The organism is Roseomonas sp. F4 (genome assembly GCF_053891155.1).
In genome coordinates this window covers 34,301-49,181 of the sequence record NZ_JBSSHK010000008.1, presented here as the reverse complement: position 1 = coordinate 49,181, position 14,881 = coordinate 34,301, and the positions used below count along the sequence as shown (strand labels likewise).

At 68.7% G+C, this 14,881-nt stretch carries 11 protein-coding genes; 9 read left to right on the top strand and 2 right to left on the bottom strand.

Translation table 11 applies throughout. From position 1 onward, the window contains the following. The first annotated feature begins 2 nt into the window (after window positions 1–2). The 9 genes from ACVFYP_RS26990 to ACVFYP_RS26950 all read left to right on the top strand — a co-directional run bounded on the left by ACVFYP_RS26990 (window position 3) and on the right by ACVFYP_RS26950 (window position 11,919). Window positions 3–1,628, top strand: a complete 1,626-nt coding sequence (locus ACVFYP_RS26990; RefSeq protein WP_499203279.1) for an ABC transporter substrate-binding protein — start codon at window positions 3–5, stop codon at window positions 1,626–1,628. Between the two features lie 3 nt (window positions 1,629–1,631). Beyond that, complete coding sequence (locus ACVFYP_RS26985; protein ID WP_499203278.1) at window positions 1,632–3,215, top strand: ABC transporter substrate-binding protein; 1,584 nt, start codon at window positions 1,632–1,634, stop codon at window positions 3,213–3,215. Between the two features lie 3 nt (window positions 3,216–3,218). Continuing rightward, entirely contained in the window at window positions 3,219–4,796 is a 1,578-nt protein-coding gene (locus ACVFYP_RS26980) for an ABC transporter substrate-binding protein (protein ID WP_499203277.1), read from the top strand. Between the two features lie 2 nt (window positions 4,797–4,798). Continuing rightward, window positions 4,799–6,418: an ABC transporter substrate-binding protein gene (locus tag ACVFYP_RS26975; protein ID WP_499203276.1), complete on the top strand. Its 1,620-nt coding sequence runs from the start codon at window positions 4,799–4,801 to the stop codon at window positions 6,416–6,418. Further along, window positions 6,415–7,398: an ABC transporter ATP-binding protein gene (locus tag ACVFYP_RS26970; RefSeq protein ID WP_499203275.1), complete on the top strand. Its 984-nt coding sequence runs from the start codon at window positions 6,415–6,417 to the stop codon at window positions 7,396–7,398. Before ACVFYP_RS26975 ends, ACVFYP_RS26970 begins: the two co-directional genes overlap by 4 nt. Beyond that, a complete protein-coding gene (locus ACVFYP_RS26965) occupies window positions 7,395–8,399 on the top strand; it encodes an ABC transporter ATP-binding protein (protein WP_499203274.1) in 1,005 nt (334 codons plus the stop codon). Before ACVFYP_RS26970 ends, ACVFYP_RS26965 begins: the two co-directional genes overlap by 4 nt. 1 nt (window position 8,400) lies before the next feature. Further along, window positions 8,401–9,336 carry an ABC transporter permease gene (locus tag ACVFYP_RS26960; protein ID WP_499203273.1) on the top strand — a complete coding sequence of 312 codons (936 nt, stop codon included), beginning with the start codon at window positions 8,401–8,403 and terminating at the stop codon, window positions 9,334–9,336. Window positions 9,337–9,339: 3 nt separating this feature from the next. Continuing rightward, entirely contained in the window at window positions 9,340–10,218 is an 879-nt protein-coding gene (locus ACVFYP_RS26955; protein ID WP_499203272.1) for an ABC transporter permease, read from the top strand. A 276-nt stretch (window positions 10,219–10,494) separates the two neighbouring features. Further along, complete coding sequence (locus ACVFYP_RS26950) at window positions 10,495–11,919, top strand: alkaline phosphatase family protein (RefSeq protein ID WP_499203271.1); 1,425 nt, start codon at window positions 10,495–10,497, stop codon at window positions 11,917–11,919. Here the strand turns inward: ACVFYP_RS26950 and ACVFYP_RS26945 are convergent. Together ACVFYP_RS26945 and ACVFYP_RS26940 are read right to left on the bottom strand one after the other, a co-directional pair. After that, window positions 11,916–12,947 carry an amino acid ABC transporter substrate-binding protein gene (locus tag ACVFYP_RS26945; protein WP_499203270.1) on the bottom strand — a complete coding sequence of 344 codons (1,032 nt, stop codon included), beginning with the start codon at window positions 12,945–12,947 and terminating at the stop codon, window positions 11,916–11,918. The genes ACVFYP_RS26950 and ACVFYP_RS26945 overlap by 4 nt on opposite strands. After that, window positions 12,944–14,857, bottom strand: coding sequence for a TRAP transporter permease (locus ACVFYP_RS26940; protein ID WP_499203269.1), 1,914 nt, complete (start codon window positions 14,855–14,857; stop codon window positions 12,944–12,946). The genes ACVFYP_RS26945 and ACVFYP_RS26940 overlap by 4 nt, the downstream gene beginning before the upstream one ends. Between the last annotated feature and the right edge of the window lie 24 nt (window positions 14,858–14,881).

Genomic DNA, 14,881 nt, shown 5'->3' with positions numbered 1-14,881 from the left:
CGATGCAGATCTCCCGCCGCCTGCTGCTCGCCGCGCCCGCCACGCTGGCGCTGCCGCGCTTCGCCATCGCGCAAAGCGACAACCGCCCCTCCATCACCATCGCCGTGCAGAAGGTGGTGAACAGCAACACGCTCGATGTACTGCGCGAGCAGTCCAATGTGGGCGAGCGCGTGTTCTTCTCCTCGCTCTGGGAAGGGCTGATCGGCCGCGACTGGCTGGGTGAGCTCGGCGCCGTGCCGGGGCTGGCCACGGAATGGACCCGTCTCTCCGACCAGGTGGTGGAGCTAAAGCTGCGTCCCGGCGTGCGCTTCCACAATGGCGACGAGATGACGGCGGAGGACGTGGTGTTCTCCTTCTCCCGCGAGCGCATGTTCGGCACCACGCTGGCCAGCGCCCAGGGCCGCACCATCCCGATCGGCGAGGGCATGCCCGCGCCGCGCCCGGGCAAGGAATTGCCGCCGGAGGTGCCCGCCGTGGCGCGCCGGTCCTGGCCCGCGCTGGAGCGTGTGGAGGCGGTCGACAAGTACACGGTGCGCTTCCACAACGCGACGCCGGACGTAACGCTGGAAGGCCGCATCAGCCGCTTCGGCAGTGAGATCATGAGCCGCCGCGGTTGGGAGGAAGCCTCCACCTGGCTCGACTGGGCGCGCAAGCCCATCACCACCGGCCCCTATATGGTCGCCGAGTTCCGCCCCGACGTCTCCCTCACCCTGGTGGCGCATGACGCCTATTGGGGCGGCCGGCCGCCGCTGCGGCAGATCCGCTTCGTCGAGGTGCCGGAAGTCTCCTCCCGCATCAACGGCCTGCTCTCCGGCGAGTACCAGTTCGCCTGCGACATCCCGCCCGACCAGATCGAGAGCATCGAGCGCAACCGCGGCTTTGAGGTGCAGGGCGGCACGATCCTCAACCATCGCCTGATCTGCTTCGACAAGAACTTCCCGGCGCTGCGCGACGCACGCGTGCGCCGCGCGATGACGCATGCGATGGACCGCCAGGCGATCGTGGACAGCCTCTGGGCCGGACGCACGGAAGTGCCGAAGGGCCTGCAGTGGCCGTATTACGACCAGATGTTCCACGCCGACTGGTCCGTGCCCGCCTTCGACCCGGCGCTGGCGCGCCGCCTTTTGCGTGAGGCGAACTACCGCGGCGAGCCGATCCCCTATCGCCTGCTGAACAACTACTACACCAACCAGAATGCGACCGCGCAGGTGCTGGTGGAGATGTGGCGCCAGGTCGGCCTGAACGTGCAGATCGAGATGAAGGAGAACTGGTCGCAGATCCTGGAACGCAGCCCGACGCGCGCCGTGCGCGACTGGTCCAACAGCGCGCCCTTCAACGACCCGGTTTCCTCGCTCGTGAACCAGCACGGCCCGAACGGCCAGCAGCAGCAGGTTGGCGAATACACCAATGAGGAGCTGAACCGCCTGGCAGTGGAGCTGGAGACCGGCACCGACCGCGCCCGCCGCCGCGCCGCTTTCCGCCGCATGCTGGAGATCGCGGAGCGCGAGGACCCCGCCTACACCGTCATCCACCAGAATGCGACCTTCACCGCGAAGCGCCGCGACATCACCTGGAAGGCAAGCCCCGCCTTCGCCATGGATTTCCGCCGCGGCAACTGGGGGGGCTGAGCAATGCTCCGCCGCCGCGCCCTGCTGGCCGCCGCGCCGATTGGCGCGGCGGCAGCCACCCTGCCGCGCTTCGCCATCGCACAGAGCGACCAGCGGCCTGTCATCACCATAGCCGTGCAGAAGATCGCCAATAACGGCACGCTGGATATTCTGCGCGAGGCCAGCAATGTCGGCACGCGCTGGTACAACCTGTTCAAGGAACCGCTGATCGACACGGACTGGACCGGCGACCTTTCGCTGCGCCCTGGCCTCGCACGCAGTTGGCACCGTGTCGATGACCGCACCGTCGAGATCGAACTCCGCGACGATGTGCGTTTCCATGACGGCACGCGGCTCACCGCCGAACATGTCGCCTTCAGCTTCGGCCCGGAACGCATGTTCGGCCGCGAGGGCCTCACCGGCCCGGCCGCACCGCCCACCGATGTGGTGGCCGGCGCGCGCGGCACTTTCCCGGGCTTTGAGAAGGTCGAGGTGCTCGGTCCGCATCGCCTGCGCTGGGTGAACCGCACCGGCGACGTGACGCTGGAAGGGCGCCTCTCGCATCGCGCCGGCAGCATCGTTCCCGGCGAGGCTTTTGCACGCGCAGGTGGCTGGGGGCCGTTCTTCCAGATGCCGGTCGGCACCGGCCCCTACCGCGTCAGCGAATGGCGCATCGACAATCGCCTGGTGCTGGACGCCTTCGACGACTACTGGGGCGGCCGCCCACCGATCCGCCAGATCCGTTTCCTGGAAGTGCCGGAGCTGTCCTCCCGCATCAACGGGCTCTTCGCCGGCGAATATGATTTTGCCTGTGACATCACTCCGGACCAGATCACCACGATCGAGCGCGATGCTCGCTTCGAAGTCGTCGGCGGCGTCATCACCAATCACCGCGTGACGCATTTCGACACGACGCATCCGGTGCTCGCCAATCCGCTGGTACGCCGCGCGCTGACCCATGCGGTGGATCGCAAGGCGATCGTCGACAGCCTCTGGGCCGGGCGCACCGAAGTGCCGGCCGGGCTGCAATTCCCCTTCTTCGGCGAGATGATGGCGCCCAACTGGGCGCCGCCCGCCTACGACCTGGCCGAGGCGCGACGCCTGCTGCGGGAGGCGAATTACCGCGGCGAGCCGATCCCCTATCGCATGCTGAACAACTACTACACCAACCAGGTCTCGACCGGTCAGGTGCAGGTCGAGATGTGGCGCGCCGCGGGTCTGAACGTGCAGGTGCAGATGGTGGAGAACTGGGCGCAGGTCCTGGCCGCGGGGCCGGGGCGCGGCATGTTCGAGCATTCCGTCACCGCCTTCTTCAACGACCCGGTCTCCTTCATCCCGACCACCTATGGCCCGCAGGGCTCGCTGAACCGCGGCGGGTTGTGGCGCAATGCGGAATTCAACGCGCTGGTGCCGGAGCTGGAAACCTCCACGGACCGCACGCGCCGCGCCGCGATCTGGGCGCGCATGCTGCGGATCATGGAACGCGAGGACCCGGTGGTGAACGTCATCCACCAGACCGCGAACTTCACCGCGAAGCGGCGCAACATCGCATGGCGCCCCGCAAAGTCCTTCGTGATGGATTTCCGCCGCCAGAATTGGGGGGTTTGATCGATGAGCATCACCCGTCGCTCCGCGCTGAAACTCGCCGCCGGCCTGCCCGCCACGCTGGCGGCGCCGGCCCTGGCGCAGGCGGACAGGCGCCCGGTCATCACCGTGGCGGTGCAGGAAATCACCACCTCCAACATGCTGGAGATGCTGGCCGAGCAGTCCAATGTCGGCACGCGCATCTTCCGCAACTACGTGGAACCGCTGGTCGATACCGACTGGATCGGCGACATGTCGATGAAGCGGGGCCTCGCCACGTCCTGGCGCCGCATCGATGACCGCGTGGTGGAGTTTCGGCTGCGCGACGGCGTGCGCTTCCACAATGGTGATCCGCTGACGGCGGAGGAAGTCGCCTTCTCCTTCGGCCCGGAACGCATGTGGGGCGGCGGCCCGGAAGGCGCAAAGGCACCGCCCGCCGGCGCGGCGCAGACCGCGCGACGCATCTTTCCGGGCTTCGAGCGGATGGAAGTGGTGGATGCGCGCACGGTGCGCCTCGTCAACCGCACGCCGGACCTGACGCTGGAAGGCCAGATGGCGCGCACCTCCGCCGTCATCGCCAATCGTCGCGCATTCGAGACCGCGCCGAGCTGGCAGGACTGGGCGCGCAAGCCCGTGGGCACCGGCCCCTATTTCGTGGCCGATTACCGCCCGGATCAGGCGCTGGTGCTGGAAGCGTTCGACCAGCATTGGCAGGGCCGCCCGCCGATCCGCCGGCTGCGCTTCGTGCAGGTGCCGGAAGTCTCCTCCCGCATCAACGCGCTGCTCTCGGGCGAGGTGGATTTCGCCTGCGACATTCCGCCAGATCAGATCCTGCAGATCGAACGCAATCCGCGCTTCGAGGTCGCCGGCGGGCCGATCAACAACACCCGCATCATCTGCTTCGACCAGCAGCATCCCGTACTCGCCAATCCGCTGGTGCGCCGTGCCCTGACGCATAGCATCGACCGCCGGTCGATCGTGGAAGCGTTGTGGTCGGGTCGCGTCGATGTGCCGCGGGGCCTGCAATGGGATTTCTACGACGACATGCTGGTGGCGGACTGGCAGGTGCCAGCCTTCGACCTGGCCGAGGCACGCCGCCTGCTGCGCGAGGCGAACTACCGCGGCGAGCCGATCCCCTATCGCTGCCTGAACAACTACTACACCAACCAGACCGCGACCGCGCAGATCCTGGTCGAGGGCTGGCGCGCCGCCGGTGTGAACGTTCAGCTGCAGATGATGGAGAATTGGGGCCAGATCACCGGCCGCGCGACGCAGCCTGGCATTCGCGACTGGTCGCAATCCTCCTCCCTGCCCGACCCGGTCGCGCAGATGGTGCCGAACTACGGCCGCGGCGGCGCACCCTGGGTGCGCGGTGAATGGCGCAACGAAGGCTTCGGCGCGCTGGCTGCCGAGTTGCAAGCCAGCACGGACCGTCCGCGTCGCCGCCAGGTCTGGGCGCAGATGCTGCAGATCATCGAGCGTGATGATCCTGCCTACACCGTTCTGCATCGGAACGGGAATTTCACGGCCAAGCGTCGCGACATCGCTTGGCGCGCCGCGCAGTCTTTCACCATGGATTTTCGCGCGACGAATTGGGGAGCTTGACCATGACCACCCTCACCCGCCGCGGCCTTCTGGCCGCCGGTGCCACGCCGCTCATCCTGCCGCGTTTCGCGATCGCACAGTCGGATCAGCGCCCCACTGTCACCATCGCCGTGCAGAAGATCGCCAATACCAACACGCTGGAGACGCTGCGCGAACAGTCCAATGTCGGCACGCGCACCTGGCACAGCTATGCCGAGACGCTGATCGAGCAGGATTGGACCGGCGATCTCGGCCTGAAGCCCGCGCTGGCCGAATCCTGGCGCCGCATCGATGACCGCACGGTGGAGCTCTCCCTTCGCCAGGGCGTGCGATTCCACGATGGCCGCGTGATGACGGCGGAAGACGTCGCCTTTTCCTTCAGCGCGGAACGCATGGGCTGGGGCATGACGGTGGAGCAGGCACGCAACCTGTTCGCGGTGATCCCTGGCCAAGCACAGGGCCGCACGCCTCCGCCCGAGGTCTTGGCCGTGTCGCGCCGTACCTATCCGGCCTTCGAGCGCATCGAGATCGTCAACGCCCACACCGTGCGTTTCGTCAACACGGTGCCGGACGTCACGCTGGAAGGTCGCATCAGCCGCAATGTCGGCATGATCCTGTCCCGCGCCGCCTTTGAGGCATCCTCCTCCTGGCTCGACTGGGCGCGGAAGCCGATCGGCACCGGCCCCTATCAGATCACCGAGTTCCGCCCCGACCAGTCGCTGATCCTGGAAGCCTTCGACGACTACTGGGGCGGCCGCCCGCCGATCCGCCGGCTGCGCTTCATGGAGGTGCCGGAGGTTTCGTCCCGCATCAACATGCTGCTGTCCGGCGAGGCGGATTTCGCCTGCGACATGCCGCCCGACCAGATCGCGACGGTGGAACGCAATCCGCGCCACCAGGTGGTCGGCGGCCCGATCATGAACCACCGCCTGACGGTGTTCGACAAGAACCACCCGGTGCTGGCGAACCCGCTGGTGCGCCGCGCCTTCACCCACAGCATTGACCGCGACGCCATCACCGCCGCGCTGTGGGACGGCCGCGCGCCGGTGCCGAAGGGGCTGCAATTCCCCTTCTATGGCGAGATGTTCCATCAGGATTGGGAAGCGCCGAAATACGACCTGGCGGAGGCCCGCCGCCTGCTGCGCCAGGCGAGCTACCGCGGCGAGGCAATCCCCTATCGCCTGCTGAACAACTACTACACCAACCAGACCTCCACCGCGCAGATCCTGGTGGAAGGCTGGCGGCAGGTCGGTCTGAACGTGCAGATCGAGATGCGGGAGAATTTCCCGCAGGTGCTGTCGCGCGAAGGAAGCCGCGGCGTGCGCGACTGGTCGAACAGCGCCAGCTTCAACGACCCCACCGCCTCCATCACTGCGCAGCACGGGCCGGAAGGCCAGCAATGGCAGATCGGCGAATGGCGCAACGAGGAATTCGGCCGCCTGTCCGGCGAGCTGGAGACCAGCACCGACCGCCCCCGCCGCCGCATCGCCTTCCGCCGCATGCTGGAAATCGCGGAGCGTGAGGACCCCGCCTACACCGTGCTGCACCAGTCGGTGAACCTCACCGCGAAGCGGCGCGATATCGCCTGGAACGCGGCGCAGTCCTTCACCATGGACTTCCGCAGCCGGAACTGGCGCGCATGAGCGCGCCTCTGGTGGCCATCAAGGGCCTGCGCGTCAGCTTCGACGGGCAGCCCGCCCTGCGCGGCATCGACCTCGATGTCGCGCCCGGTGAATCCGTCGGCTTGGTTGGTGAATCCGGCTGCGGCAAATCCGTCACCTGGCTCGCCGCGCTGGGCCTTCTGCCGGGCCGCGCCAGCATCACCGGCAGCGTGCGGTTGGAGGGCGAGGAACTGCTGCCCGCGCGGCCGCAGGTGCTGGACCGCGTGCGCGGCGGCCGCATCGCCATGATCTTCCAGGACCCGGCGAGCAGCCTCAACCCCGTGCATCGCATCGGCAAGCAGATTACGGAAGCCTTGCGCCTGCATCGCGGCATGGATGGTGCGCAGGCGCGTGCCGAGGCGAAGCGCCTGCTGGACCAGGTCGGCATCCCCGACGCCGCGCGTCGGCTGGATGCCTGGCCGCATGAGCTTTCGGGCGGGCAGAACCAGCGCGTGATGATCGCCATCGCGCTCGCCGGCCGTCCCGAACTGCTGGTGGCGGATGAGCCCACCACCGCGCTCGATGTCACCATCCAGGCGCAGATCCTGACCCTGCTGCAGGAGTTGCGGAAGGAGACGGGCATGGCGTTGGTGCTGATCTCGCACGATCTCGGCGTGGTTGCCGATAGCTGCGAGCGGGTCTGCGTGATGTATGCCGGGCGCATCGTCGAACAGGTGCCGACCGCGCGGCTGTTCGAGGCGCCGGCGCATCCCTATACCCGCGGCCTGCTCGGTGCGCTGCCGCCGCTGCATGGCCCGCGCCGCCCGCTTTCCGCCATTCCCGGTAGCGTGCCGGAACCCTGGGCGATGCCGCCCGGCTGCGCCTTCGCGCCGCGCTGCGCCATGCATGTCTCGGCCTGCGATTCCCATGTGCCGGAACAGGTCAGCCTGTCGCGCAACCACCGCGCCGCCTGCATCCGCGCCACCCTCCCCGCCCCGCATCCGGAGACTGTCTACGCATGAGGAAGGATGGGGAACTGCTGGTCGCGCAGGACATCACGCGCCGCTATGCGATGCGGCGCGGCGTGATGGGCAAGTCGGTGGAGGTGCGCGCCGTGGACGGCGTCTCCCTCACGCTGGAACGTGGGCGCACGCTGGGTCTGGTCGGTGAATCAGGCTGCGGCAAATCCACCACCGGCCGCCTCGTGCTGGGCCTGGAGCAGCCGGATAACGGCAGCGTCGCCTTCGAGGGTCGCCCGATGCCGGCGCCCAACACCCAGGAATGGCGCAAGCTGCGCGCGCGCATGCAGATGGTGTTCCAGGACCCGCTGGGCGCGCTGGATCGCCGCCTGCCGATCGGCGCGCAGGTGTCGGAGCCGCTGGAGATCCACAATGTCGGCACGCCAGCGGAGCGCAAGGAGCGTGTCGCCGAACTGCTGCGCGGCGTCGGCCTGCGGCCGGACCAGGCGGAGCGTTATCCGCACGAACTCTCGGGCGGCCAGCGGCAGCGCGCCGTGCTGGCCCGCGCGCTCGCCACCAACCCCGCCATGCTGGTCTGCGACGAGCCGATCAGCGCGCTGGATGTCTCGATCCAGGCGCAGGTGATGAACCTGCTGGTGGAACTGCAATCCCGCCTCGGCCTCGGCATTCTATTCATCAGCCACGATCTGCGCGCGGTGCGCCAGGTGAGCCACCGCGTGGCCGTGATGTATCTCGGCCGCATCGTCGAGGAAGGCGAGCCGGATGAGGTGCTGCACGATCCGGCGCACCCCTATGCCCAGGCTCTCGTCTCCGCCATTCCCCATCCCGGCAAGATCGGCCGCGGCATCGTGCTGCAGGGCGATCCGCCGAACCCCGCGGACCGTCCCTCCGGCTGCGCCTTTCATCCGCGCTGCGCCTTCGCCTCCGCGCTTTGCGCGCGCGAAACTCCCGTGCTGAAGCCGCGCCCCGCCGATGGCCGCATGGTCGCCTGCCACGTGGCGCAGGGCGAGATCGCGCCTGGCAATCTGCAGAAGGCCGCCTGACATGATGCGATTTTTCGCCAGCCGCCTGCTGCGCGCCGCCGTCACCATCATCATGGTGGTGACCTTCGCCTTCATCGTGCTGCGCCTTTCCGGCGACCCCGCGCAGATCATCATGGGCGCCGACGCACCGCCAGAGGCGGTTGACGCCTTCCGTACCGCCTGGGGTCTCGATCAACCCGTCTGGCTGCAATATTTCCACTACTTCGGCGCCATCGTGCAGGGCGACCTGGGCCGCTCCATGCGCGACGGGCGCGATGCCATCGTGCTGGTGACGGAGCGCATTCCGGCCACCCTCGCTCTCACCATCCCGGCGCTGATCATCAAGCTCGGTCTCGGCATCCCGGCCGGCATCACCGCCGCGCTGCACCGCAATTCCTTCATCGACCGCGCCGTGATGCTGCTGGCCGTCGCCGGCTTCACCGTGCCGTCCTTCGTGCTGGGCCTGTTGCTGGTGCTGGTCTTCGCCGTTCAGCTCGGCTGGCTGCCCTCCGGCGGGCAGGAAAGCTGGCGTCACGCCATCCTGCCCATCATCACCATGGGCGTCGGCGGCGCCGCCGTGCTGGCGCGCTTCACCCGCAGCGCCATGCTGGAAGTGCTCGGCCAGCCCTATATCCGTACCGCCTCCGCCAAGGGCGTGCCGTGGCGCGCCGTGGTCTGGGGCCATGCGCTGCCCAACGCCGCCATCCCCACCGTCACCATCGTGGGCTTCATGGTCGGCAGCCTGATCGCCGGCGCCGTCGTCGTCGAAAGCGTCTTCTCCTGGCCCGGCGTCGGGCGCCTGCTCGTCGTCGCCGTCGCCAACCGCGACCTCGCCGTCGTGCAATGCATCCTGCTGCTGGTCGCGGCCACCATGGTCACCGCCAATCTTGTGGTGGACCTGCTCTACGGCCTGCTCGACCCCCGGCTTCGCAACCAACCCAAGCGCGCGGCGGCCTGAACCATGTCCGATATCACCGCCCCCATCGCCCTTCCCACCACGGCGCCCCGCAAGGCGCGGCCGCTGCCGCCGCCGATGGTGATCTTCGGCCTGCTGTGGCTGGCCGCCATGCTGGCCACCGCGCTGCTGGCCGATGTCATCAGCCCCTACGCCTACACGGCGCTCGACCTGCGCAACCGCCTCTCGCCCCCTATCGGCATGGGCGGCACCTGGCTGCACCCGCTCGGTACCGACGAGCTCGGCCGCGACGTGCTGGCCCGCCTGATCTACTCGATCCGCATGAGCCTGCTGATCGCCTTCGGCGCCACCATTATCGGCGCCGTCGTCGGAACCACCCTCGGCTTCCTCGCCGCGCACTTCCGCGGCTTCGTGGAACAGGTGGTGCTCGCGCTGGTCGACTTCTCCGCCAGCCTGCCCTTCCTGATCCTGGCGCTGTCGGTCCTCGCTTTCTTCGGCAACTCCATGCTGCTGTTCATCTGTCTGCTCGGCTTCCACGCCTGGGAACGCTACGCCCGCATCGCCCGCGGCCTGGCGATCTCAGCCAACGGCCAGGGCTACGCTGCCGCCGTGCGCCAGCTCGGCGCCTCCCCCTGGCGGATCTACGGCCGCCACGTGCTGCCCAACATCGCCTCCACCCTCATCGTCTCCATGACCCTCGCCTTCCCGGAAATCATCCTGCTGGAATCCGGCCTCTCCTTCCTCGGCCTCGGCGTGCAACCCCCCGCCACCTCCCTCGGCTCCATGGTCGGCTACGGCCGCGAATACCTGACCCGCGCCCCCTGGATCCTGCTCGCCCCCGCCTTCACCATCATCCTGACCACCCTGTCCGTCTCCCTCCTCGGCGACTGGCTCCGCGACCGCCTCGACCCGACCCTGCGGTGAGGAGGGTGGGCGCTGGTTGCTTGCAGGGGGGGCGCTGCCCTCCCCGCACCCCTCCCGCGAAGGGGCAGTGGCCCCTTCGAACCCATGGATGAGGGGTAGGCGAGAGGAGGGGCGCAGCGGGCGCGTTGGGACAAGCGGTAGCTTCCTGCCCCTCCTCTCGCCTACCCCTTACCGGGATCCCAAAGGGACCACTGTCCCTTTGGCAGGGGGTGCAGGGGGACAGCGTCCCCCTGCAATCACCCGCACCACCTTCCTCAACCATAGGAGTCCGTGTCGATGTCGCGTTTCGTGCTGGTGGCCTTGGATGGGTTGAGGCCGGACATGGTGTCGGCGACCGCAACGCCGCATTTGGCAGGGTTGGTCGCGGCGGGGACGCGGTTTGGGAATGCGCGGAGTGTGTTTCCGAGTGAGACGCGGGTGGCGACGCCCTCCTTGATCACCGGGTGCCGTCCGGGTGGGCATGGGATGGTGGCCAATACCTTGTTTGATGCGGGGGTGGCACCGGATCGGCTGTTGCGGACGAAGCTGGTGGCGGATGTGCTGGCCATGGCGAAGGGGGCGGAGAGCCCGCTGGAGCGGTTGAGCCTGGGGGAGAGGCTGGCGGCGGCCGGGCGCAGTTTTGCGCTGGTCAGCGCGGGCACGGCGGGGGCGGCGCGGCTGCTGCATCCGGCGGCGGAGCGGCTGGGCAGTTTTCGCTGGAATGTCGAGGATACCGAAGGCGCGACGGCGGCGGAGGTGCGGGAGGCGCTGGGCGAGACTCCGGCCCATGCCGTGCCGAATCTCGGGCGCGTGGCGCATGCGGGGCGGGTGCTGCTGGAGCATGTGCTGACGAAGCTGAAACCCGACGTGGCGCTGCTGTGGCTGTCGGAGCCGGATATCGCCTTTCACTGGGGCGGGTTGTTGTCGCCTGAGGCGAAGGCTGGGCTGACGGCGGCGGATGCCGTGGTGGGCCAGGTGGTGGCCTGGCGGGATGCGCAGCCGGATGCGGCGGAGATCGGCATCGTGGTGCTGTCCGACCATGGCCATGTGACCGGGCGCGGCAAGTTGTCGCTGGCGGCGGAGCTGCGGCGCGCGGGCTTCCGGGCGGGCACCGGCATGGCGCCGGATGTGGATGTGGTGGTGGCGCCGGCGGCCGCGCCGGGCCTCTGGTTCCGGGATCAGGCGTTGGCGCCGCAAGTGGCGGATTTCCTGGCGACGCAGAGCTGGGCGGGGCCGCTGCTGGCGCGCGATCCGGGGATTCTGCCGGCGGGCCAGGCCATGGCGCTGTCGGTGCTGGGCAGCGGGCATCGTCGCAGCGCCGATCTTGTGGCGACCTTTGCCGGTTCCGCGGAGGCCGATGAATGGGGCCTGCCGGGCCATGCGCCCTTCGATGCACCGGATGTGCCGGAGGGTGGCGGCATGCATGGCGGGCTGCACCGGGCGGAGCTGGCGACGGTGCTGGTGATGCAGGGCGGCCCGTTCCGGCGTGGCGCGGTGGCGCAGGCGCCGGCCGACCTGACCGACATCGCCCCCACCGTGCTGCACCTGCTGGGTCTGGGCACGGAGGGCTGCGAGGGCCGTCCGCTGGCCGCCGCCTGGGACGCGGCGCGGGACGCCGCGCCGCTGCACGAGCTGGTCGAGATGCCGCGCGGCTTCGTGCTGGAGGCGATGCGGGCGGAGCCGGATGGCCGGCTCTACCCCACCGGCATGCGCCGGGGTTAGCGGATCGGCGGCGCGTACATCAGGCCACCACGGGTCCAGAGGTCGTTCTGCCCGCGGTCGAGGCCGATCGGCGTGTTCTCGCCCAGGTGGCGGGCGAAGATCTCGCCGTAATTGCCCACCGCCTTGATGGCGTTGTAGGCCCAGCGGCGATCGAGCCCCATGAAGGGGCCGTGGTCGCCGGTGACGCCCAGCAGGCGGCGCACATCGGGGCGCGGGCTGGAGAGCATCTCGTCCAGATTGGCCTGGGTGATGCCGAGTTCCTCCGCCTCGATCAGCGCGTAGATCGTCCAGCGGACGATATCGAACCACTGGTCATCGCCCTGCCGCACGGCGACGGCCAACGGCTCCTTCGAGATGCGATCGGGCAGGATCACGTGGTCGCGCGGATTCTGCATGGCCGAACGCGCACCGGCCAGCTGCGAGGCGTCGGTGGTGAAGACGTCGCAGCGGTTGGACTGGTAGGCGATGCGCGTCTCGTCATTCTGCTCGAAGACGACGGGGCGGACGCGGATGTTGTTGGAGCGTGCCCAGTCGGCCAGGTTCAGCTCACTGGTGGTGCCGGAGGTGACGCAGAAGCTGGCGCCGTCCAGCTGCGTGCCGCGCGTCACGCCCAGGCTGCGACGCACCAGGAAGCCCTGGCCGTCGTAGAAGTTCACGGCGGTGAAGTTCAGGCCATTGGCGGTGTCGCGGCTCTGCGTCCAGGTGGTGCTGCGCGGCAGCAGGTCGATCTGGCCCGATTGCAGCGCCGTCATGCGGGAGGCGGAGTTGAGGATGGTCCAGCGCGCGGTGCCGGCATCCCCGAGCACGGCGGCGGCGACGGCACGGCAGGTATCGGCATCGAGGCCGGTATAGACGCCGCGGCTGTCCATCACACCCAGGCCAGGCGCACCGGGATGGCCGCCGCACAACACCGTGCCACGGGCGCGCACCGCCTGCAGCGTCGGTCCCGGCGCCGCCACGCTCTGCGCCAGCGCGGGCAGCGCGAGCGACAGCAGCAAGCCCGCCGCGGCGAAGGTCCTGGTCATCATCTTTGGTGTTCCTCCATGCGGCGCGCGGTTCGTGCCGTCGCCATTTGCCATGCCGCCACGGCGCCAAGCACGCCGAAAGCCAGCAGGAATCGAGTCGTGTCATCGAACACATGACCGAAGGCCGCGACCAATCCGGCCACTGCCATGCCGATCCGGATCGCCACTCCGGTCGGTGCCATCAGATAGCCGGCATAGGAGGCCGTGATCAGCGTCAGCGCCCCGACCTGGATCGAGGTGGCGAGGAAGATGTCCAGCGCCGAACCACGGAACATGATCGCCGGGTCATAGATGAAGGCGAAACCCACGGTGAAGCCGGCGATGCCGAAGCGGGTGGCATGGATGCTGGTGATGGTAGGGCTGGATTTGGCGATGGCCGCGGCGGCGAAGGCGGCGGCGGCAACGGGTGGCGTCGCATCCGCGATGACTGCGAAGTAGAAAATGAACAGATGCGCCGCCAGCATGTCCACGCCCAGCGGTGCGCCCAGTTCCAGCACCTGCGGCACGCCGATGGCGGCGGCGATGATGTAGCTGGGCGTCGTCGGCACGCCGAGGCCGAGCACCAGGACCGTGGTCGCCAGCAGCACCAGCAGCAAGGCCAGGTTGCCCCCGGCCAGCCCCTTGATGATGCCGCCGAAGGCCACGACCATGCCGGTTGCCGTCAGTGCGGAGACGACGATGCCCGCCCCGGCGATGGAAACCGCCAGCGGTGCCATGGTCAGCCCCGCCTGGGCCAACGCTTCCACGATCTGGCGTGGCGACATGCGCGTGCGCTGGATGATCATCGCCGTCAGCACCATGGCGACCGTGGCGCAGAAGGCGGCGAAATTGCCGGACCAGCGTTCGGTCATCAGCCAGACCAGCACGACGATGGGCAGCACCAGATGCACATCGGCCAGAACCTCCCGCCAGGCCGGGATGTCCTTCAGCGGCATGGCGGTCAGGCCGAGCTTCTTCGCCTCGAAATGCACGGCGGCGAGAATGGCGAAATAATACAGCACCGCGCCGATGGCGGCGGCGATCAGGATCTCGCCATAGGGGATGTTGGTGATCTCGGCCATGACGAAGGCGGCCGCCCCCATCACGGGGGGCATCAGCGCGCCGCCCACGCTGGCGGCGCTTTCGATACCGCCCGCGACGCTGCGCTTGTAGCCGACCTTGATCATCAGCGGGATGGTCATGGCGCCGGTGGTGATGACATTGGAGACGGAGGAGCCGCTCATCGTGCCGAACAGGCCCGAGGTGATGACCGCGACCTTGGCCGGCCCGCCGGTGTAGCGCCCGGCGAGCGCCGCGCCGAGGTTGGAGAACAGCCGCCCCGTGCCACTGGCCTGCATGAAGCTGCCGAACAGGATGAAGACGGCGATGGTGGTGGCGACGATCCCGGTCAGCGGCCCGTAGATGCCGCCCGCGGTCGGCACCAGCCAGGCGGATTCAACAATCTCCGCCAGGGTGAAGGGCCGGGCATTCAGAACGCCGGGCAGCAGATAGCCCCACTGCATATAGGCGAGGCAGCCCAGCACCATCCAGGCGAGGCCAGGTTCCACCGCACGGCGCGTCGCTTCCAACAGCGTCACGATAGCGATGATGCCCAGCACCATCATCGGCGTGGTGAAGGGGTCGACATATTCCATGCGGTCGGCGACCGCCATCCAGTTCCACATCACCCAGGCATGCGGCAAAGCGGAGGCGACGGCCCAGATCCAGTCAAGGATCGAGGGCCGGTCCTTTGGCGAGGATTTGGCAAAGGCCGGGTACAGCAGGAACAGCAGCGGCGTGAACACCAGCAGGTGAAAGCCGCGCATCTGAATCGGCTCGGGGAACCCCGTGCCGCCGAAATACAGGTGGACCGCCGCAGCCGCGGCGGCCCAGGCCCAACAGACCCACTTCAGTGGGCCGGCGAGTTCACGCATGCTTCTGCGCCGGCCCCGCCACCG

Coding starts and splice junctions, on each gene's coding strand:
- ACVFYP_RS26990 (WP_499203279.1), top strand. CDS start 3: ATGCAGATCTCCCGCCGCCTGCTGCTCGCCGCGCCCGCCACGCTGGCG.
- ACVFYP_RS26985 (WP_499203278.1), top strand. CDS start 1,632: ATGCTCCGCCGCCGCGCCCTGCTGGCCGCCGCGCCGATTGGCGCGGCG.
- ACVFYP_RS26980 (WP_499203277.1), top strand. CDS start 3,219: ATGAGCATCACCCGTCGCTCCGCGCTGAAACTCGCCGCCGGCCTGCCC.
- ACVFYP_RS26975 (WP_499203276.1), top strand. CDS start 4,799: ATGACCACCCTCACCCGCCGCGGCCTTCTGGCCGCCGGTGCCACGCCG.
- ACVFYP_RS26970 (WP_499203275.1), top strand. CDS start 6,415: ATGAGCGCGCCTCTGGTGGCCATCAAGGGCCTGCGCGTCAGCTTCGAC.
- ACVFYP_RS26965 (WP_499203274.1), top strand. CDS start 7,395: ATGAGGAAGGATGGGGAACTGCTGGTCGCGCAGGACATCACGCGCCGC.
- ACVFYP_RS26960 (WP_499203273.1), top strand. CDS start 8,401: ATGATGCGATTTTTCGCCAGCCGCCTGCTGCGCGCCGCCGTCACCATC.
- ACVFYP_RS26955 (WP_499203272.1), top strand. CDS start 9,340: ATGTCCGATATCACCGCCCCCATCGCCCTTCCCACCACGGCGCCCCGC.
- ACVFYP_RS26950 (WP_499203271.1), top strand. CDS start 10,495: ATGTCGCGTTTCGTGCTGGTGGCCTTGGATGGGTTGAGGCCGGACATG.
- ACVFYP_RS26945 (WP_499203270.1), bottom strand. CDS start 12,947: ATGATGACCAGGACCTTCGCCGCGGCGGGCTTGCTGCTGTCGCTCGCG.
- ACVFYP_RS26940 (WP_499203269.1), bottom strand. CDS start 14,857: ATGCGTGAACTCGCCGGCCCACTGAAGTGGGTCTGTTGGGCCTGGGCC.